Below are 20,079 nucleotides of genomic sequence, written 5' to 3'. Positions count from 1 at the left end.
TTAAGTTTTTAGGCACAAAAGCAATCAATATTTTTTTGAGGCTTAATAAATCCAATACACTAATTGTGCGGCTTTCGTTCTATGCGTGTTAATACCATTGTAATAGAATCCTTTGCTAGTGTACCTTGTAGCGTCATAGCTTTTGGTGTAAGATTAGAAACTACAGCTTTTAACGTATCTACTTGCTTTTCCTTTACAGGAAAGCTAGCCACCAAAGTATGTGCAGTAGTATCGTATGTATAGCTACCTTTTTTAGATTGTTCGGGTATGTATTTATAAGGGTTAGGCGATAAAGCAATACCATATCTACCTTCAATATACACTTTCGTCCAAGCGGTGCTATCTACTTGCCATGCATTGGCAGAAACGGTATCTTTATTTTTAATCAAGGTTTGTATTTGCCATGTACCTAATAAGCGTTTATCAGCGGCACCAGCAACAACATAATAGTAGATTAATCCAAAAGCACAACCAACCATTAAGAATTTAAGAACATACTTAAAGAAGCCAAGTTTTATTGCTGGTAAATCATCAGTAGTTAACTGAAAGAATGCCCTAATTTTTCGTTGCTCAGTAGATATTAATAGTAGTAGTGCAAGCGTAAATAATATTGAGTTTAAAAAAGCGCCACTTGCTATGGTAAAAAAGATATTAATCAGCAAAATATTCACCATTACTGGCATTAAAATAAATGCACCAAGCAATGTGGTTTTTCTAAATAGCAACAAAATAGAACCGCCTATCTGTACACTTGCAATAATGACTGCTAAGGTGTAAGAGTAACCATAATAATACCAAGTAAGTCCAAAACCGGTCACTTCACCTAAGGGCATATCTAGCCTGTAATCAGGCGTATGAAATTGTGTACCTAATATTTTGGCAAAGCCATAAGTACATATTTGCGAAGCCAACCAATACCTTATAATACCACGCAAAATGGCATGAATTTTACCACTATTACTAACACCTGCTTTTTCTTTTTTATGCCAATAAATACTGTAGCCAATGGCTATCAAAAGGCTAATAACTATCTGGCCTAGATAGAGATTTTCAAAAAAGCTTTCTGGTATAGCTGTTACATACTTTTCTGGCAATATTTCAAAAACAATACTGAGCGTATTGAAAATAGCTAGCGTTGCCAATACAAATTCTGAGAACTTGAAAAACCAAGACGTACGATGAGCTGGTGCAGTAAGCATTTGATGTTAGTTTTGATAAAAATACAAAATATTCCTATCGCTACTACACGCTTTCTACCACTTTTGATACGGTTAATTCATCTTGCCCTGTGGCGTCACCAAGTGCTTGTAATTTACCAAAAGCTGCTGCTGTAGAAATGAACTAAAAAGATTTAGTTTTACTTAAAAATACAACCATTTTGCCAAATGCCTAAGATGTACATAATAGCAGGTTGTAATGGTGCAGGAAAAACAACTGCTGCCTTTGCTTTATTGCCAGATGTATTTAAAACCGATATTTTTATTAATGCAGATATTATTGCAGCACAATTAAATGCAACCAATCCTGAAGCTGTAGCAATAACTGCTGGTAGAATAATGCTTGATAAAGTACAACAAGCTATTGCCCAAAAAGAAACATTTGCAATTGAAACAACCCTAGCAACAAGAATATATTTCAACATAATAAAACAAGCTCAACTATTAGGCTACGAAATCATCTTGTATTTTTTCTATTTGCAATCAACTGAAATGGCAAAAGAAAGAGTACGATTAAGAGTAAGCAAAGGAGGACATTATATACCACCTGATGTTATTGAAAGAAGATACCATCTTGGTATAGAATATTTTTTCGAGTACTTGAAATTAACAGATAGGTGGTACATTTACAACAACAGTTTTACCAACTCAACATTAATTGCAAGAGGTGAAATGCCCAATACAGTTTTAATCTATAATTTTGAGCTATGGGAGCAATTGAAAAAAAAATAGGATTTAGTGATAAAGCACAAAAAGAATTTGAACTAACACAATTAGCACTCAACAAGGCTAAACAAAAACTTATTGCCGAAACTAAGGCTAAAAACAGTTATTTAGTTATTGCCGACGAAAAAGGTAATATCAAAAAAATACCTGCTAAAGATTTATAGTCTACTACACACTTTCTACCACTTTTGATACCGTTAATTCATCTTGCCCTGTGGCATCACCAAATTCTTGTAATTTACCAAAAGCCGCTGCTGTGGCGTAATCTATAATATCTTGTGGTGCATGTTGGTTGTACAAACCATAAATTAAACCAGCCATAAAACAGTCACCACTGCCAGACCTATCTACTACGCCTTTGGTAGTAAATTCAGCCGAGTTAAACTGCTTGCCTTGTGTAAATAAACTGGTATAATACAGTAAATGATTGGCCTCACCATCAAATCGAAAAGTGTTAGCTACCGTGTGGCATTTTGGGTAGCGTTTAATAATTTCTTCCGACGTGAATTTTGAATGGTCTAAGTAAGCTTGCTTTGTTTTTTTATCGTGAATATGTTCATCAACAGGAATACCAAGCAAAGTATTGGCGCTCCAAATATTGCCCATAATTACATCGCAATAAGGCACCAATTCTGTCATTACATCTATTGGCTGCTTACCGTATTTCCACAATCTTGAGCGATAGTTTAAATCTACTGATATAGTAATGCCTTTTTGCGAAGCAGCATCTAAAGCTTCTTTACACACATCTACCAAGTTTTGGTTTAATGCAGGCGTAATGGCAGAAAAATTAAACCAAGAAACATCATGCAACACTCTATCCCAATCTACCGTGCCTGTGGTTAATTCAGAGAATGCTGATCGGTCTCTATCGTACACCATTTTACCTTTTAAATCTGCACCACGTTCTAGATAATACAAGCCTACTCTATCGCCTTGCAGCAAAATAGAGGAAGTATAAATGCCTTTGTATTCTAGGTAATGCAGCATGTGCTTACTCATAAAATTATCTGGCAAAACAGTAAAGTATTTTACAGGAACATCCCAGCCAGCAAGGGCTGTAGCCACATTGGCTTCTGCACCGCCTACATATACTAGCATCGATTGTTTATCGGTTTGCTCTTTAGGTGCAGGCGAAATTCGTAACAACAATTCGCCAAAGGATAATACTTTCTTCTTACGCATAGCAACGCTAATTTGACGACAAGATAAGCAGATAGTTTTGACTAAATCCTACATCTACCCATCATTATTCATGGTATCGTTTGCGCTATTTTACCACATAGGCACAAAGGCACAGTAGAATAAAAAACAAAACACCCTATACACTTCTAAACTTCTAAACACAAAACATAAAACTCAGAACATAGAACTTCAAACCGCTATCTCCCTACTTTTGCAAAAATTTTACAACAATGGAATTGCAAAAATTAATATTAGAAGCATGGAGCAACAGGGAGCTTTTAAAAGACCCAATTTATGCTGATGCTGTAAGAGCGGTTATTGAAGAAGTAGATAAAGGTAGATTACGTACAGCCTCGCCTACTGATAATGGCTGGCAGGTAAATGAATGGGTAAAGCAAGCCATTCTAATGTATTTTGGTATTCAACAAATGAAAACCTACGAGCTAGAACCATTTGAGTTTTACGATAAAATGTTGTTGAAAAAAGACTACGCTAGCCTTGGTGTTCGTGCTGTGCCGCATGCAGTGGCTCGCTATGGTGCTTACTTGGCTAAAAACGTGGTATTAATGCCTAGCTATGTAAACATTGGTGCTTATGTTGATGAAGGCACTATGGTAGATACTTGGGCAACTGTAGGTAGCTGTGCGCAAATTGGCAAGGGTGTGCACTTAAGCGGTGGTGTAGGTATTGGTGGCGTGCTTGAACCTTTACAAGCTAGCCCTGTTATCATAGAAGATGGTTGTTTCATTGGTAGCCGTTGCATTGTGGTAGAAGGTGTAATTGTAGAGAAAGAAGCGGTTCTTGGTGCTAATGTGGTATTAACACAATCAACCAAAATTATTGACGTAAGCGGTAGCGAGCCAGTAGAAATGAAAGGTCGTGTACCTGCACGCAGCGTGGTAATTCCTGGTAGCTACAACAAAAAATTCCCTGCGGGTGAATTTGGTGTAGGCTGTGCATTAATCATTGGTCAGCGTAAACCAAGTACCGATTTAAAAACAAGCTTAAACGATGCATTGAGAGACTTCAATGTAAGTGTATAGTAATTTTATGTTACCAGCTTTGGTACTGCTATTTCGCATCGTTGCGTCGCACACTGCATCGCTTTGATACGTTATTCAGCTTTTATCTAAGCGTACTTTTTAACACATAGCTGCATAGTTTAAAGAAAAAAACACATAGCTAACTGCTATGTGCACTAGATTTCAAACTATGTATCTATGTGTTAATTTTTTTAGTCACCAAAATCCAAAAAATCCTTCCAACCCGATAGCTATCGGGTCCTAGTTCAGACAAATTATGGCGCAACCAGTTACATACAATATCACCATCAAAGGACTTATCATTGCCCTTACTGGTGCCATTTTGTTTTCTACCAAAGCCATTTTTGTAAAGCTAACTTTTGCAAGCACCAAGGTTGATGCTATTACATTGCTCAGCTTGCGTATGTTATTTTCTTTACCCTTTTACTTAGGTATTGCTTGGTTTGCCTCTAAAAAAGAAGGTGCAGAAACCGTTACCACTAAGCAGTGGTTTTACATAGCAGCAATGGGTATTCTTGGCTATTACATCAGTAGCCTTTTCGATTTTATCGGCTTACAATTTATTACAGCAGGTTTAGAGCGTTTAATTTTATTCCTCTACCCTACTTTTTCTGTATTAATTAATACCTACTTTTTTAGAAGCAAACTCAACCGTATACAAATCATAGCCCTGTTGCTAACCTATGTTGGTATTGGCATTGCCTACTATGGCGAGCTACGTATTGACACTAGCAATCCCAACTTTTTCTACGGCAGTTTTATGGTGTTTTTATGTGCTGTTACTTACGCTGTTTATCTAGTTGGCACAGGCAAATTGGTACAAAAAGTAGGTGCAACACGCTATACTGCTTACGCTATGTTGTTTGCAACACTAGGTGTATTTACACACTATTTTACTACCAGAACTTTTTCTGCTTTTCACTTTACACCTACACTTATTGGTTATGGATTAGCATTGGCCATTATAGCCACCGTTATTCCTTCGTTTATGATATCAAATGCCATGAAACGTATTGGCAGCAACAATGTATCTATAGTTACAAGCATTGGCCCTGTAAGCACGGTTTTGCAAGCGCATTTTATTCTAAACGAGCACATATTTACCGAACAAATTATAGGTACTGTTATAGTGATTGCAGGTGTTATTTTAATAGGCTGGAAAAGAGATACGGCATAAAAAAAGCCGCAACAAAAGTTGCAGCTTTTACTTTAAATTGAATGATTTTATTGACCAAATGCATGTCTAATAGCTTCAGGATCTCTAAGTCCTGCAACACCAACTAGTGCAATAGCAGCTACAATAAGTAAGATGTACAAAATAGACAAACTGATACCAATAATGGCACAAATTCTACCAGACTTTGCATTTTTATAGGAAGCCTCTGTGTAAAGCTCAGGACTTGCCATATACAATTGTTTGTCTTTGCTAAATAATACTATCGCAATAATGCTACATATTAAGCCCGGTACGCCGTAGCAAAAGCATCCTACAATACCAATAATACCCAATACTAATATAGCAGTTGCATTTGGTAATGGTTTTTGTACTTGAAAGTTTTGAAACTGTGTTTGTTGTTCATTTGTTTCCATTAGCAGAAAATTTTGTGGTTGATGATTTTATAAATATAGAACGTCAAGATAATAACCGCAATTAACATGAACAAATATTTTATAACAACAGCGCCAAAACGAAACTCAAACTTGGTATGCAAGGCTGTATAAATCATTAGAACAACTATCGGTGCCATTGCAGGATACAGTTGCCAACTTTTACCAAAATCACCTTCTAGCAATGCAAAAAAACTACGTTGAAAGCCACAACCAGGGCACTCAATATGCAGCAATTTTTTAGAAGGGCAAGTAAGCATAAAGCCTTTTAGCCATTGAATGACATAATGATAAGTAAGCGTAAGGAAAGTTGACCACATAGGCCCATAGGCACATAGAAAATGGATAGTTATCTTCATGGAAATTCTATAAAACTTTAGCTAAACTACTGTGTCTTTGTGCCTATGTGGTAAAAACTACAAGTATTCCTTCTTCATTTTATCTTTAAAATATTTCTCCAATTTCTCAACCTTTGGCCTTGCTACAAAGTAGCAATAGCTTTGGTTTTGGTGATTATTGTAATAATCTTGGTGATACGCTTCTGCTTGATAAAAGTTAACAAACGGCTCTATCGTGGTAACAATTGGTTTATCAAATACACCAGATTTATCAAGCTCAGTTTTGTACTGCTCAGCCTTTAGTTTTTGTGCTTCATTGTGGTAATAAATCACACTTCTGTATTGTGGCCCTACATCGTTACCTTGTCTATTTAAAGTAGTTGGGTCGTGTGTTTTCCAAAAAATCTCTAGCAATTCTTCGTAACGCACTTTGGTATTGTCAAACGTAATTCTTATCAGCTCAGCATGGCCAGTTTGTTTATCGCACACTTGCTCGTAAGTTGGGTTTACTACATGACCACCACCATAGCCACTAAGCACACTAACAACACCTTCTACCCTTTGAAATACAGCCTCTACACACCAAAAACAACCTGCGCCAAAATCAGCAATTTCTAGGTTGTTGTCATTCATTGTATTGTTCATAATTTTTCATTTTACACTCATAGAGACGCAGAGCTACTACTAATCTTACAGCGATTCGCATTACATCAGCATATCATCTAATTAACACATTATTTACCAATACTGTCTTTTACCTCACCACAAGTCAACATTTTTTTAGGTAAATACGGGTTTTCAATGTCTGATGATTTACTTAACCAATTAGCACCTGTTTCACCAAAAGCCATAGGGCAATATTGCTGATACACTTTTTGGTTATCGTATTGTACGGTTCTTGCAAGGTCAAATAAATGGTCGCTTGCCATTTGGAACGATTTACGTTTTGCATCAATCGTTTTTTCAGCTACCAATGCTTTTAATTCAGCCGCAATACTTTCTGAGTAAGATTTCGCAGTACTAATAACGCTACTATCAGCTTTTAGTTCTTTTAGGTTTAAACTATCTGCATCAGCTATTATAGCATTTGCGTAAGCGGTAATAGCACTGTCTTTTTCAGCAATAAAATTGTCTTTCAGTTGAAAATAATCGTCCATCAACTTATCAAACTGCAAGTTAAATGCTGCGCTGTTTTTGCTTTGTGCCAATGGTGCTTGCTTTACTTCTTCTGCAGGTTTATCGTTGCCACCACAAGCTGCTAAGCCAGCTATCATTACTAATCCCAATATTTTTTTCATATTTTATAGTTTATCATTCAAAAGTAAAGTAAAAAAACGCTCACCGTCAATTACCTTCGCCGTTCAAAAATTTTTTGTGCATGTTATTAGGTTTGCAGAACGTTACGTTTGAGTTTGGTGCTAGAGTGATTGTTGAAGATGCAACTTGGCATATTCATCCGGGTGAAAGAATCGGTTTAATTGGTTACAACGGTACAGGAAAATCTACGCTATTAAAGGTTTTAGTAGGTCAATATTTACCGTCAAAAGGCACGGTAGAAAAAGGTCGTAACACTAGCATTGGCTATTTACACCAAGATTTATTGAGTTTTGATACTAATGATTCTATTTTAGAAGTAGCCATGGGCGCATTTGAACGTGTACGTGAGTTAGAAAAAGAAATAGAAGCTTTGGGCAAATTATTAGAAGAAAAAGAAGACGAAAAATTACTGATAGATTATACTGATAAACTACATGAAATGGATGTATTGGATGGCTACAACATTCAATACAAAACAGAAGAAGTGTTACATGGTTTAGGCTTTACCAACGAGCAAATTGAGAAACCATACAAAGAATTTAGTGGTGGCTGGCGCATGAGAGTATTGCTTGCAAAAATGATATTGCAACAGCCTGATGTATTGTTACTGGATGAGCCTACCAACCACTTGGATTTACCATCTATCGAGTGGCTAGAAAAATACCTATTACATTATCAAGGTAGTGTGGTAATTGTGAGCCACGATAAATATTTTCTTAACCGCATGGTAAATAAGATTGTAGAGATTTACCAGCAAGAGCTACATATTTACTCAGGCAATTATGAGTACTACGAAACAGAAAAAGCTATACGTATTGATATGCAGCAGAAGGCTTACGAAAATCAGCAAGATTATATTCGTCAGCAAGAGCGATTTGTAGAACGTTTTAAAGCAAAAGCGAGTAAAGCTGCCGCTGCGCAAAGTATAGTAAAACGCCTTGACAAGATTGAACGTATAGAAAACGTAAGCCTAGAAAGACCGAACATTAAAATCAACTTTCAGGTAGATAAGCAGCCGGGCAAAGTGATTGTCACATTGAAAGATGTTAACAAGCAGTTTGGCGATAATATCATTGTACAAGGTGCTGTTGCCGAGATTGAACGTGGTGATAAAATTGCCTTGATTGGTGCCAACGGTAAAGGTAAAAGTACTGTGCTGCGAATAATAGCAGATGCTGAAACCTTTGAAGGCGAACGTGTTTGGGGCCATAATGTACAGAGCAGTTTTTATGCACAGCATCAGCTAGAAGCTTTGAACTTAAACAACACCATTTTAGAAGAAATGAGTGAATGTAGAAGTGGCAAAACCGAACTAGAACTACGCAGTTTATTGGGTTGTTTTTTATTTAGTGGTGATGATGCTGATAAAAAAATTAAGCTACTAAGTGGTGGCGAAAAAGCCCGTGTTGCACTAGCAAAAGTAATTGTAAGTAAAAGCAATTTTATGATGCTGGATGAGCCTACCAACCACTTAGATATGCATAGCGTAGAGTTGCTAGCAGAAGCTTTAAACAAATATGAAGGCAGCTTAATTTTAGTAAGTCACGACCGCTTTTTTGTATCGCAAACAGCCAATAAAATTTGGGAAATAATAGACCACGAGATTAAAGAATTTAAAGGTGGCTACACCGAATATTTAGAGTGGAAAGAAAGAATGGCTAAGCAAGCTAGAGAAGAAGGCAGAAAGCAACAAGAGCCAAAAGCAAAAGCTCAAGAAACAGCTGTAAAGCCACAAGATTCCAAAAACAAGCCACAAGAAAAGCAGCGCTTTGACAATACTGAACTGAAAAATCTGCAAAAGAAATTTCAAAAAGTTGAAGCTAGCTTAGAAGATTTAAAACAAAAAAAGACAGCTATAGAAGCAGAACTTGGCAACCCTGATATTTATAAAAATGCAGCAAAATTTGCTGAAACAGAAAAGAATTATAAAACCATTCAAACGCAATTAACACAAGCTGAAACTGAATACGAGCAACTATTTGAGAAGATTATGGAAATAGAAAGTGTTGCATAATTTCACACAAAGTAACAAAGCATACAAAGGGCGCAAAGTAAATTTTGCGCCCTTTGTGGTTAAAAAAAGATATTCAAGTTTCAAGGCATTAAACAGATTTTCTTTATGATACTTTGTGTTGTTGTGGCTTTGTGGCTAATAAGCAAACTCAAGCATAATAGCATATTGCTTTTTGTAGCCGTAATCGGTTAACATTGGTTCAGGCAAAGCCACTAAACTTAGGATTACGGTTTTGCGTTTGTAATTCTCCAAGTCTTTTACTTGTACAAAAGCCCAACGCTTAAACACAGGACCTTCGCTTGGGCAAGGCACACTGTAAAACACATAATCGCTACCAAGACTTGTACGTATGTTTGATAAATACACATCAAACTCAGTACGAACCGTGAAGTAATCATCAAAATCTGGCTTTTGGTAAGAGATGAAAACCGTATCGTTTGCCAGCCTTTTACCAAGGCATTTAAATGGCGGTACGGTTACAGGGCAAGTGGTCATTGCTTGGCTTTGCAAAGCTGCTAAATTGCTACGCAACACATTCACCATATTAAAGCTACCAATGGGCTCATTTTTAAAAATACGATAGTAAAACTGCGGCTTACCTTTGTATATCTGTAGCAAAATTCTAAACTTGCCATTGTGTAGCAAGCGAATAATATGCAGTGCAATATTAAAATGATAAAAGCCCCTGTTGGTACAATAAGCAATCTTTTCAAGCCTTACAACTGTGCCATTGGTATCAAGGTAATAGTCTTTTATAAAAGTGCGATTTTCTATGGCTGTGCCTACATTTTTTTCTAGCAAATCATAAGCAGCAAAAGCGTCTAGCATTTGTTCGTAATCACCAAAATAGTATTCTGCGTAAATGGTGCTATCAGTTACAATTCTACCGTACGTACTACCTGCAATTGCAACAGCTGTTTTAAAAGTATTTGAGGCCAAGTGAATCGTATCTTTTTGGTTGATTTGCTTGCCTTTTATATGCTTAAAATCATCACCAGCATCGTTGAGTACTTTTAAAAATGTACTGGTAAAAGCATCTGTTTTCTTAGGAATTTCAATAGTAAAACCTTGGGCAAAAATTTGGCTGTTGTTATTTAAAACTAATAAAATTATTACCAATTTTTTCATCAGATAACTATCAACTATTTTAAGTTGTCCCTATTTGCATATAAAACTAATTAAAACAATCCGTTGCTGGTATATAAATCGTATTTCTAAATACTATTAATTTGTAGTTACTGGCCTTTATATTTATAAACTTATGATTAGCATTATCATTCCTACATATAACGAAACAAATACGATAGCCGCACTATTGCAATTTTTAAAAAAATGTATTGAGCAATCAAGTTCTGAAATAATAGTTGTTGATGGTGGTAGCAACGATAATACGGTTGACGTTGCGAAATCTCAAGGTGCAATAGCAGTTATTTCACCAGAAAAAGGTAGGGCTGCGCAAATGAATTACGGTGCAATTTTAGCTAAAGGCGATATATTTTATTTCGTTCATGCAGATACTTTTCCATCAAACACATTTGTAAATGACATAACTGATGCTATACAAGCTGGCTATGGTTTTGGCAGGTACAGAACACAGTTTGACAGTAGCAAAACAATCTTAAAAGTAAATGCTTTTTTTACACGTTTCGATTTATTTGTGTGCTATGGTGGTGATCAAACTTTGTTCATTAAAAAAGAGCTCTTCAACGCAATTGGTGGTTTTAACAGCACCATGCGCATTATGGAAGATTATGATATAGTTGTAAGAGCAAAGCAAAAAGCAAAATATAAAATTGTACAAAAAGATGCACTAATTTCAGCTAGGAAATACGATACCAATTCATGGTTTACCGTGCAATTTGCCAATTACACCATTGTAAAAATGTTTAAAAAAGGCGCTTCACAAATGGCAATGGTAGAAAAGTATAAAACAATGTTAGATTATAGATAAACAGAGAAAACTTGTTTCATTACAATACCGTATTTTAAAATAACATTTTACTCATGCAAGATATTATAACTGGTATTCAACAAGTTGGTATTGGCGTAGCAGACGCTCAAGAAGCAAAATTGCTGTACAAGCAACTATTTGGTATGGATGTTTTGATTTTTGATGACAAGGCAGAGGCAAGTTTAATGACCCAATATACTGGTAAAGAAATTCATGAAAGACGTGCCATTTTATCTCTAAATATGAGTGGTGGTGGCGGCTTTGAAATATGGCAATTTTTAAGTAGAAAACCTACTCAAACTAGTGCCACACCATCGCTTGGCGATTTAGGTATTTTTGCTGTTAAAATTAAAACTAGTAATATAAAAGCTGCTTATCAATACTTCTGTAAGCTAGCATTTATAAGTGTTTCTGAGTTATTTGATAGCCCAGATGATAGGCAACATTTTTGGCTCACAGACCCTTATGGCAATTGCTTTAACATTGTAGAAGGCGATGAATGGTTTAAGCAAAATAAAGCCATTTGTGGTGGTGTTGTAGGTGCAGTAATTGGTGTGAGTAATATGGATAAAGCGTTGCACTTTTACCAGCAAGTATTAGGCATTAATAATGTAATTTATAGCGGTACTGCACCCATGATAGATGTACCACACAACCAAACTAAAGGGCAAATATTTAAACGCGTATTGTTAAAAAAGTCACTAGTAAATAAAGGTGCGTTTAGCAAATTATTAGGCTCAGTACAAATAGAATTAATAGAAATAAAAAATAGTGCCCCAAAGAAAATTTATGCCAACAGATTTTGGGGTGATTGCGGCTTTATACATTTATGCTTTGATGTGTTACACATGAACGAACTCAAAGCCTTGTCTCAACAATGTGGCTATCCGTTTACTGTTGATAGTGCCAATTCATTTTCAATGGGTAGTTCTGCTGGAAGATTTTGTTATGTAGAAGACCCAGATGGCACATTAATAGAATTGGTTGAAACACACAAAGTACCCATTTACAAGAAATTTGGCTTTTACTTAGACCTCACCAAACGCAAGCAGGATAAGCCATTGCCAAATTGGATGATTAATTTATTGGCTTTAAACAAGGTGAAATAATTACTGGATAAACTGTCTTAGTTCATCTGGCAAACTTGCCTCATCATCTACATCATTTAAAGTAGGCAAAACAGTATAGCTTAGATGTAATTGATTAAAAACAAACAATGTAGATTGAAAAACAGCATCAGTACTCCATTTTATATTACTGAAAAGTTGTGGCTGCAAGGCTTTCATACCCAATAAATAATAACCACCATCCTCACAAGGGCCGATAACTGCATCTCTTTCATTTAATGTATCAAAGCCAATTTCTAATTGTTTTTGCGATAATTCGTAGCAATCGCTACCAATAATGATTACATTTTTATAGCCTAAATTCAATACCCATTCAAACGCATTTTTCATACGTTCACCTAAGTCAGCGCCATATTGCAATTGTTTTTTGTAAATACCATTGGGCCATACATCTAGTTCATTTATATAGTCACCATAAAAAACAAATTTATCTACGGCCAAATGTTGTGTAATATTAAAATTGTGCTGCAATAACTGTTTGTACACAGCTACTGCAGCACTATTACCTACTGTTTTAGCAAGCCTCGTTTTCACTTGGCCTTCAACAGGATTTTTTACAAATATGATGAGTGCATTTGTCATAATAGTTTAGCAACAACCGCCCCCATCGTAAAAGAAACTTGAACCAGAAATATAAATATCTTCTTTACCTAAAGCGACTAAAGCAGCACCAGTTTTGTCGCACACAGCCAAAGGTTGGTTAGGCATCAAAATATGACCTTTGTTATCATCAAAGCACTCATCATCACCAAAGTAAATAGCTGTTTTACCAGTAAATACACAAGGCCCATCAGCTGGCATAGGATCCTTTATGGCACACACTTCTACGCTTTCTATAAATAACAATTCATCGGTAGCGTAATGCTTAGGATCTAAAATTCTGTATGGTCTTTTTGCTCTAATTTCTACAGTGCCAAAACCGCAATCTGTAATCATTTTTATATAATCCCACAAAGGCAAAGAACCGCTTAAACACAAAGCTCTCAAGCGTTCATCTTCACGCAAAGTTTCATTAATAGGTTGTTCGCAAATCGGATCACTCATTACCAAGCGACCATGTGGTTTTAACACACGATACATTTCTTGCAAAGCCAACTTCAACTCATCGTGTTTAAAAATATTAAACAAGCAATTTTGCGCAGCAACGTCAATGCTATTATCTGCAACAGGCAAGTTTAAGGCATCACCTTTTTTCAGGTCTACAAATTCGCTATTAAACCAAGTATTTAAGGCTTCTGCTTCTATAAAATTATCTCGGCTTGCTTGCAACATTTCCTCCACCACATCTACACCAATCACACCATTTTTTTGTCGGCTGAAATACGCAAACTGCAATAATTCCATACCGCCACCAACACCTACATACAGTATTTTAGGATTGTTTACCAAATCTCTCGGATGCACCGTGCTACCACAACCATAGTTCATTTGTTGCATACGAACTGGAATATCCAAACCTGGTAATTGCCATATTGGTGTTGTAGTGCAACACAAACCCACTTGTGGATTTTCGGCTGCTTCTTTATACACGTTCTTGGTGGTTTCTAAGTAAGCGGTACTCATTTTTTATACTATTTTTTCGTTAAAAATTTTATGTTGCCAGCAGCTGTAATCCTTATCTGGCTTATGTTGCGAGTTTATACTGCGTTTACAAAGTACCTACTTGTACGTTCATTACTTTATGCAACAGAACCGCCGCAACTACTGCCTGCACCAGCTGTACAACCATAGCAATGCTGGTTAATTACTATAGAACGTTGACTTAAAATTGCTGCATTAAAATTTGAAATATGCTGGCTGCTACAAGCAACTTTTAAATCTAACATTTGGTTAAAATCACAGTCGTAAATAAAGCCATCCCAACCAATAGATAAGGTATTGCGGCACATTACACTTTTAGCAGCATTTGGGTTAAATGCTGCCGTTAGTTTTTCCATGTATTTTTCGTAGTTACCGCTTTTTAGCAAGTAATCTAAATAACGGCTTATTGGCATATTGGTAATGGCAAATAATTGATTGAACTGAATGCCAAAAAGTTTCATTAATTCGGTTTTATATTCTTTCTGTAGTGCCTCTTGCGATGGTGGCAAAAATGCACCAGCAGAATTGTACACTAGGTTTAGCGTTAAGCCACTACCGTCTATACCATAGCCTACAGCATTCAACATTTGCAGGGCTTTTATACTATCTTGAAATACACCGTCACCTCGTTGTTTATCGGTTCTATCTTGTGTGTAAGATGGTAACGATGACACCACTTCTATACCATGATTTTTAAAATATTCCGGTAAGTCATGGTACTTTTTATTGGCCAAAATAATGGTGAGATTACAACGTACAATTACATGCTTACCTAGCTTTTTAATTTCATCAACAAACCATCTAAAATCTGGGTTCATTTCCGGTGCGCCACCTGTTAGATCTACCGTTGTAAACGATGGATTATTGGCCAAAATATCCAAGCATTGCTGCATGGTTTCTCTAGTCATAATTTCCTTTCTATCGGGCCCAGCATCTACATGGCAATGCTTACAAACTTGGTTGCACATTTTGCCAACGTTAATTTGAAATATTTCAAGATTTGTAGCTGGCAAAGGATATAAACCAATACGCTCTAGTTGTTGCTGAAAAGGTACTAAACGAAACGCATCATCGTGATTAACACCATGCTCTAAAATATCAATTTGCTCTTGTGAATTAGCCAAGATATTGCCTTGCGCTTTTAAGCTTTTTGTAGCCATATTTTTGTTATTGCTGATAAAAGAATCTAACCGTTGCAGTGTGCGACGCAACAATTGCTCAATTGAAAAACAACTGCTGGTTACATAAAAAATTACATGGCAATCTCTTTTACCTTGTTCATCATTTGCACACCATGTACCAGTACTGCACCACCTTTTATAGCACTAGCTACATGTATTGCTTCCATCATTTGTGCCTCGCTGTAGCCTTTTTCGTAGGCATCGCTACTGTAGGCATCTATGCAGTAAGGGCATTGCACCGCATGTGCAACTGCAAGGGCTATGAGAGACTTTTCTTTAGCAGATAAGGCACTGTCTTTAAAAACTTCGCCATACCAACCGAAAAATTTATCGGCCATTTCTTTTTGGTACTCAGCTATGTTACCGAATTTTCCAAGATCTTCTGCGTTGTAATAATGATTAGACATAAAATTGTGTTAGCTTTTAAAATTATCTAAATAGAGATTCCAATTGTATTTTTTAAAACTGATTTTGGGATGTTTATCCTGAGGTACAATACCTAGTTGCTTAACCAACACTAGCATTTGTTTTTTACCACCAAAATCGTGTCTAAACCAGCTCATTAAGGTGGGCAGTTCTAAGGTGTTGTTGGTTGCGTTATATGTAGCTTCACCAGATAAATAAGCTTGTGTAGCAATATCTAATTGTTGGTTAATTTTTACAGCATTGTAAAAAGCAATTGGTGGGCAACTTTTAGCACCACAATTTAAGGAAAAATGAATGCGGTAATCAAGCGTATCTACCCGTAAAGCTTTTTCTGTTTTAGAAGGAAACCATTTGTTTAAATAGCCTTCGCTCCATTTAATTTTTGAATGCCTTAATATGCCATGTTCAATATCATCTAAGCTAAATAATTTGCCAGCAATGGTTATTTGTTTTGCAGAAAAAAAACGACCTCGCTTTGTATATCGTTCAGGATTTTTATCTAAAAATACATGCGTAAACCCATTGTATATATTAATCCAAAAGGCTTTTTTATCATTATCGGTAACCAAATGATTGCGTAAACTATCGAAGTATAATGTTGCTAAATTATTGATTAAATTAACTGTAGCTGTGCCAGTTTTGGCTGCATAAATAAATTGCTCTGATAGTTGCACAACTGTGTTGATAGGTGTTTTTTCTACTGCCATTACAGTTTCTATTTTCTTAACCACAGGCTTTGTTGTTTCAATGGTTTGTGCCATTTGTTTATCTGTATTTGCCAATAAAGAATCGATAAATTTATTAGTTAAATTTTCAGCTTTGGTGATAGCAATCACTTTTTTTTGTTTGTTTAAAACGACTGTATATGGGTAAGCTGGTGGCTGAAATAATTTGGTAATCGCTTCGCCCCTATCAACAATAATTGGCAACGAAAAGCTTTTTCTTTGGGCTATAAAATCCTTCAATCTTTGTTCCTCTTCTATAGAAATTAATACAATATTTAACTGTGAAGGATATTGTTGCTGCAAGGAAGTTAAAGTGGGCAAGGCTTTTACGCAAGGCACACACCAAGTGCCAAAAAAATCTAGAATTACAATATCGCCGTTTATATTTTTAAGTGAAGTAGCAGGTTGCTTAGCATTTAGTTTAGTGTCAATGGAAAAATCGTTTACAATACTACCAACCTTGTAAGGCGTTTGAGACAATACCTTACAAGTGAGGCACGTGAAAATTGATATAATGATGATCTTGTTCAATAGAGGTTTTAATTGTACTAGATTTACGACGTAATTAGGATTATAGTTTTTGAATCTAAACCAATAATCTAGCAAAGTGTTTAATAATTTTTTTAACGATAAATATAAAGAAAGATTTTATGGAAAATATGCTTGAGAAAATTAAAGAGACAGTCAGTTTTTTAGAAACAAAAGGATTTGTAAATGCTAAAGTAGGTGTGGTTTTAGGCACAGGCTTAGGGTCATTTATCAATAAAATTGACATTGAAGCAACCATACCTTATCACGAGATTCCCAACTTTCCTGTGGCAACGGTTGAGTTTCATAAAGGACATTTAATAATTGGTAAAGTTGGCAACACGAAAGTGATTGCCATGCAAGGTCGCTTTCATTATTACGAAGGCTATACTATGCAGCAAATTACGTTTCCTATACGAGTGATGAAAGCTTTAGGTATTGAATACTTGTTATTAAGTAACGCTGCAGGCGGTATGAACTTAGCTTATAAAAAAGGCGATTTGGTATTGCTAGATGACCACATAAATATGCTTCCAGAAAATCCTTTGCGTGGCTTAAACGACCCTGCTTTTGGCAATCGTTTTGTAGATATGTGTCAGCCGTATAGTGGTTATCTCAATATTTTATTATCAACTTCTGCTGCGTCATTAAATGCTACCATGCAGAAAGGTGTGTATGTAAGTGTAATGGGGCCAAATTTAGAAACACGAGGTGAATACCGATACTTAAGAAACTGCGGTGCCGATATGGTAGGTATGAGTACAGTGCCAGAAGTTATTGTAGCCAATCATATTGGGCTTGCTTGTGCCGCAGTAAGTGTGATTACAGATGAATGCAATCCTGATGATTTAAAGCCTGTAAATATTGCTGAAATTATTGCCGTTGCTGGTAAAGCAGATGAAAAGTTGAGTAGCATTTTTGAAGCAGCTATCAAACAATTATAACAATTACCAGCAACAGGGTTATTGAGATTAATTCTAGTAAACTTGCTGCATACCTTTTACAAAGTCGCTTACCAAGTAGCTAATCAACTTGCCTGTACTCATGTCGCTTCTGCCATTTAGTAAGTTGGTAGCACCTTCACAAATGTGTAAATAAGCTGGTTGCGTATCAAGCACAATATAGTTTACATACTGCCTTGCCTGAATAGCCGAAATACCTACCGGCGACATGTCGCAACTTAATGTATTCGCTATACAATCTAGGTCTAATTCTATACCACACAATGTATCATCTGTAAACTCAGTGGCATCTTTTAAAGCTTGTGTAAAATCTCTTTTTTCGTGAATAAAAATATCTTCAAACGTAATGCAATCAATAAATGGATTGTTTACCATATCCATCCACACGTTTTGTTGCAAATAATTTTCGTGTAAGCCTACCACACAATATTTCTCTAAATAACCATCTTCTTCTGCATATCTAAAAGCATTGCCACTGTGGCGGCCTTCCATTGGTCTGTAATCTGCATGTGCATCTAAATTAATCGCATTTATTTGTGCAAAAGGAATCACGCCGCTTTTATGCCACCCTTTTGCTGCGCCTTTAATACATGGGTAAGCATTGTTATGCCCACCACCAATTACAATAGGCAATTTTCTGTTCTGGGTTACAATATGTATCAGTTGTTCTACCTCATCATCCACCATATTTACCGCATGGCGATAGGCATCTACTTTTTCATCAAAACTTTGTGCCGATTCTTCTATTAATTCTGCCACTGCGCTAAAGTCAAAATGACCTAGCAATATGATTTCTTCACCGCCTAAAAAGTCATTACTTTGGATATTTAGAAAGGCATCTAAAAAACTCTGCCAAGCAGTGTCTGCACCACCTATACCTAAGTTGGCACGTACACCTATATCTTCTGGCACACCAATAATTACATAACGTGCCGATGTTTTTTGCAAGCTTTCTTCAAGGTCTTTTGGATTGCTTATTATCTGTAAACGCTCACCTAATTTGGTTTCAAAGCGGCGAATTTTGGTATAGCTTAAAACGTCTTGCTTTGTATAAATCTTCAAATGTTGCATATCGTTCTTCATTTAGATAATAAATGTAAAACTATCTGTACTAAAGGTATATTTTTTTATTTGTTGTAACTACCCTATTGTTAAACAAAAAACATTTGACTACAGAAGAAGAAATAAAAGTATTATTACAATTTAATAACCCTTGTTCACCATAAAACACATTGCTTCATGCGCTACTTTTCAGTCCTACTAATATTGTTTTTAAGCATCTGTATTATTACACTTAAATCAAACGCACAAGGCAAGCAGCTTAGTTTTCAATCGAATAATGCCATGTTTCCAGACAATCGATTTAACCCAAACTATAGCAGTAACGACAGTAGATTTAATGACAATAGTGCCATCATTTTTGTGCCTAAGCATTTTAACCAAAACAAGCCTTGGCATTACTTCTTATGGTTTCATGGTTGGAACAACAATATTTACAGTACGCTTGAGCAATTTAAATTAAAAGAGCAACTAAATGCATCTGGCGCTAACGCTATTTTGATAATGCCTGAAGCAGCCAAAAATGCACAAGACAGCTATTGTGGCAAATGGGAACAAGCAAATTATTTTAATAGATTTATGCAAGATGTAAACGACAAACTTGTAAGCGAAAACATCATTAATGCAAATACTAATGGTGATTTAATTATTGCTGGCCATAGTGGCGCATCTAGAGTGCTGGTGCAAATAATTACTTACAGCAACTTATCTATTAAAAGCATTTTGCTTTTTGATGCCATAAGTGGTAATGAAGATAAAATTGCAAGCTTTCTTCAAAATCACACCAATTGCAGCTTGATTAACTTGTACACGAACAAGCAGAACACAAATGCTAGTTCAAAAAGGCTACAGCAAATTATTCAAAAAAATGGTTTGGCATTTGTGCAAAAAGAAGACACACAGTTTGTCGAAAATGATATGAGACAAACAAGAATTTTATTAATGCACACCCTTTTGTCTCATAATGATGTGGCCACATCTAATGATTATATTGCTAAATTTTTAAGAGCCGTTAATTAATTAACGCAAGTTGCTAGTTATAAAATAAGTGAGCATCGAAAAGAGTTTAAAAGTTACCACACTCATCAAAC

Annotated in this window: 22 protein-coding genes; 9 read left to right on the top strand and 13 right to left on the bottom strand. The window is 35.9% G+C overall.

What is annotated here, in order from left to right:
* Nucleotides 1-59 precede the first annotated feature (59 nt).
* Nucleotides 60-1,199, bottom strand: a complete 1,140-nt coding sequence (locus tag ACT9TX_RS09150) for a hypothetical protein (protein WP_481337978.1) — start codon at nucleotides 1,197-1,199, stop codon at nucleotides 60-62.
* Between the two features lie 186 nt (nucleotides 1,200-1,385).
* On the opposite strand from ACT9TX_RS09150, the gene ACT9TX_RS09145 reads away from it, so the two are divergent.
* Both ACT9TX_RS09145 and ACT9TX_RS09140 read left to right on the top strand, forming a co-directional pair.
* Nucleotides 1,386-1,949 carry an ATPase gene (locus ACT9TX_RS09145; protein WP_481337977.1) on the top strand — a complete coding sequence of 188 codons (564 nt, stop codon included), beginning with the start codon at nucleotides 1,386-1,388 and terminating at the stop codon, nucleotides 1,947-1,949.
* The gene (locus ACT9TX_RS09140; protein WP_481337976.1) at nucleotides 1,925-2,107 is read left to right on the top strand and encodes a hypothetical protein; all 183 of its coding nucleotides are present in this window, start codon (nucleotides 1,925-1,927) and stop codon (nucleotides 2,105-2,107) included. Before ACT9TX_RS09145 ends, ACT9TX_RS09140 begins: the two co-directional genes overlap by 25 nt.
* 4 nt (nucleotides 2,108-2,111) lie before the next feature.
* On the opposite strand, the gene ACT9TX_RS09135 is transcribed toward ACT9TX_RS09140, so the two are convergent.
* Complete coding sequence (locus tag ACT9TX_RS09135; RefSeq protein ID WP_481337975.1) at nucleotides 2,112-3,128, bottom strand: sugar kinase; 1,017 nt, start codon at nucleotides 3,126-3,128, stop codon at nucleotides 2,112-2,114.
* A gap of 230 nt (nucleotides 3,129-3,358) precedes the next feature.
* Between ACT9TX_RS09135 and ACT9TX_RS09130 the strand changes: the two genes are divergently transcribed.
* Nucleotides 3,359-4,171 carry a 2,3,4,5-tetrahydropyridine-2,6-dicarboxylate N-succinyltransferase gene (locus ACT9TX_RS09130; protein WP_481337974.1) on the top strand — a complete coding sequence of 271 codons (813 nt, stop codon included), beginning with the start codon at nucleotides 3,359-3,361 and terminating at the stop codon, nucleotides 4,169-4,171.
* Between the two features lie 256 nt (nucleotides 4,172-4,427).
* Complete coding sequence (locus ACT9TX_RS09125; RefSeq protein WP_481337973.1) at nucleotides 4,428-5,348, top strand: DMT family transporter; 921 nt, start codon at nucleotides 4,428-4,430, stop codon at nucleotides 5,346-5,348.
* 47 nt (nucleotides 5,349-5,395) lie between these two features.
* Here the strand turns inward: ACT9TX_RS09125 and ACT9TX_RS09120 are convergent, their stop codons facing one another.
* From ACT9TX_RS09120 to ACT9TX_RS09105, 4 genes are all read right to left on the bottom strand, one after another.
* A complete protein-coding gene (locus tag ACT9TX_RS09120) occupies nucleotides 5,396-5,761 on the bottom strand; it encodes a CCC motif membrane protein (protein ID WP_481337972.1) in 366 nt (121 codons plus the stop codon).
* Nucleotides 5,761-6,138: a DUF2752 domain-containing protein gene (locus ACT9TX_RS09115; RefSeq protein WP_481337971.1), complete on the bottom strand. Its 378-nt coding sequence runs from the start codon at nucleotides 6,136-6,138 to the stop codon at nucleotides 5,761-5,763. The genes ACT9TX_RS09120 and ACT9TX_RS09115 overlap by 1 nt, the downstream gene beginning before the upstream one ends.
* A gap of 57 nt (nucleotides 6,139-6,195) precedes the next feature.
* Entirely contained in the window at nucleotides 6,196-6,762 is a 567-nt protein-coding gene (msrA, locus tag ACT9TX_RS09110) for a peptide-methionine (S)-S-oxide reductase MsrA (protein ID WP_481337970.1), read from the bottom strand.
* An 89-nt stretch (nucleotides 6,763-6,851) separates the two neighbouring features.
* The gene (locus ACT9TX_RS09105) at nucleotides 6,852-7,415 is read right to left on the bottom strand and encodes a DUF3347 domain-containing protein (protein WP_481337969.1); all 564 of its coding nucleotides are present in this window, start codon (nucleotides 7,413-7,415) and stop codon (nucleotides 6,852-6,854) included.
* Between the two features lie 80 nt (nucleotides 7,416-7,495).
* On the opposite strand from ACT9TX_RS09105, the gene ACT9TX_RS09100 reads away from it, so the two are divergent.
* Nucleotides 7,496-9,448 carry an ABC-F family ATP-binding cassette domain-containing protein gene (locus ACT9TX_RS09100; protein ID WP_481337968.1) on the top strand — a complete coding sequence of 651 codons (1,953 nt, stop codon included), beginning with the start codon at nucleotides 7,496-7,498 and terminating at the stop codon, nucleotides 9,446-9,448.
* Nucleotides 9,449-9,583: 135 nt separating this feature from the next.
* Here the strand turns inward: ACT9TX_RS09100 and ACT9TX_RS09095 are convergent, their stop codons facing one another.
* Nucleotides 9,584-10,576, bottom strand: a complete 993-nt coding sequence (locus ACT9TX_RS09095; protein WP_481337967.1) for a hypothetical protein — start codon at nucleotides 10,574-10,576, stop codon at nucleotides 9,584-9,586.
* 133 nt (nucleotides 10,577-10,709) lie between these two features.
* Here ACT9TX_RS09095 and ACT9TX_RS09090 point away from each other — a divergent pair, with 133 nt between their 5' ends.
* Both ACT9TX_RS09090 and ACT9TX_RS09085 read left to right on the top strand, forming a co-directional pair.
* Nucleotides 10,710-11,399, top strand: a complete 690-nt coding sequence (locus ACT9TX_RS09090; RefSeq protein ID WP_481337966.1) for a TIGR04283 family arsenosugar biosynthesis glycosyltransferase — start codon at nucleotides 10,710-10,712, stop codon at nucleotides 11,397-11,399.
* A gap of 53 nt (nucleotides 11,400-11,452) precedes the next feature.
* A complete protein-coding gene (locus ACT9TX_RS09085) occupies nucleotides 11,453-12,508 on the top strand; it encodes a VOC family protein (protein ID WP_481337965.1) in 1,056 nt (351 codons plus the stop codon).
* Here the strand turns inward: ACT9TX_RS09085 and ACT9TX_RS09080 are convergent, their stop codons facing one another.
* The 5 genes from ACT9TX_RS09080 to ACT9TX_RS09060 all read right to left on the bottom strand — a co-directional run bounded on the left by ACT9TX_RS09080 (nucleotide 12,509) and on the right by ACT9TX_RS09060 (nucleotide 16,970).
* Nucleotides 12,509-13,108, bottom strand: coding sequence for a TIGR04282 family arsenosugar biosynthesis glycosyltransferase (locus ACT9TX_RS09080; RefSeq protein WP_481337964.1), 600 nt, complete (start codon nucleotides 13,106-13,108; stop codon nucleotides 12,509-12,511). It lies immediately after the preceding gene.
* A gap of 6 nt (nucleotides 13,109-13,114) precedes the next feature.
* Nucleotides 13,115-14,089 (bottom strand): arsenosugar biosynthesis arsenite methyltransferase ArsM, encoded by a 975-nt coding sequence (arsM, locus tag ACT9TX_RS09075; RefSeq protein WP_481337963.1) that lies wholly within the window; start codon nucleotides 14,087-14,089, stop codon nucleotides 13,115-13,117.
* A gap of 116 nt (nucleotides 14,090-14,205) precedes the next feature.
* Entirely contained in the window at nucleotides 14,206-15,267 is a 1,062-nt protein-coding gene (gene arsS, locus ACT9TX_RS09070; RefSeq protein ID WP_481337962.1) for an arsenosugar biosynthesis radical SAM (seleno)protein ArsS, read from the bottom strand.
* 92 nt (nucleotides 15,268-15,359) lie between these two features.
* On the bottom strand, nucleotides 15,360-15,695 hold the full coding sequence (locus tag ACT9TX_RS09065; protein ID WP_481337961.1) for an arsenosugar biosynthesis-associated peroxidase-like protein: 336 nt from the start codon (nucleotides 15,693-15,695) through the stop codon (nucleotides 15,360-15,362).
* Between the two features lie 9 nt (nucleotides 15,696-15,704).
* Entirely contained in the window at nucleotides 15,705-16,970 is a 1,266-nt protein-coding gene (locus ACT9TX_RS09060) for a DUF547 domain-containing protein (protein ID WP_481337960.1), read from the bottom strand.
* 119 nt (nucleotides 16,971-17,089) lie between these two features.
* On the opposite strand from ACT9TX_RS09060, the gene ACT9TX_RS09055 reads away from it, so the two are divergent.
* Nucleotides 17,090-17,911, top strand: coding sequence for a purine-nucleoside phosphorylase (locus ACT9TX_RS09055; RefSeq protein ID WP_481337959.1), 822 nt, complete (start codon nucleotides 17,090-17,092; stop codon nucleotides 17,909-17,911).
* Between the two features lie 33 nt (nucleotides 17,912-17,944).
* Here the strand turns inward: ACT9TX_RS09055 and ACT9TX_RS09050 are convergent, their stop codons facing one another.
* Complete coding sequence (locus ACT9TX_RS09050; protein WP_481337958.1) at nucleotides 17,945-19,000, bottom strand: formimidoylglutamase; 1,056 nt, start codon at nucleotides 18,998-19,000, stop codon at nucleotides 17,945-17,947.
* A 168-nt stretch (nucleotides 19,001-19,168) separates the two neighbouring features.
* Here ACT9TX_RS09050 and ACT9TX_RS09045 point away from each other — a divergent pair, with 168 nt between their 5' ends.
* Entirely contained in the window at nucleotides 19,169-20,008 is an 840-nt protein-coding gene (locus tag ACT9TX_RS09045) for a hypothetical protein (RefSeq protein ID WP_481337957.1), read from the top strand.
* The last annotated feature ends 71 nt before the right edge of the window (nucleotides 20,009-20,079 follow it).

The organism is Parasediminibacterium sp. HNIBRBA5674, assembly GCF_056745525.1.
Note: the sequence above shows the minus strand (reverse complement) of the source record. Positions and strands in the feature narration are given on the sequence as shown.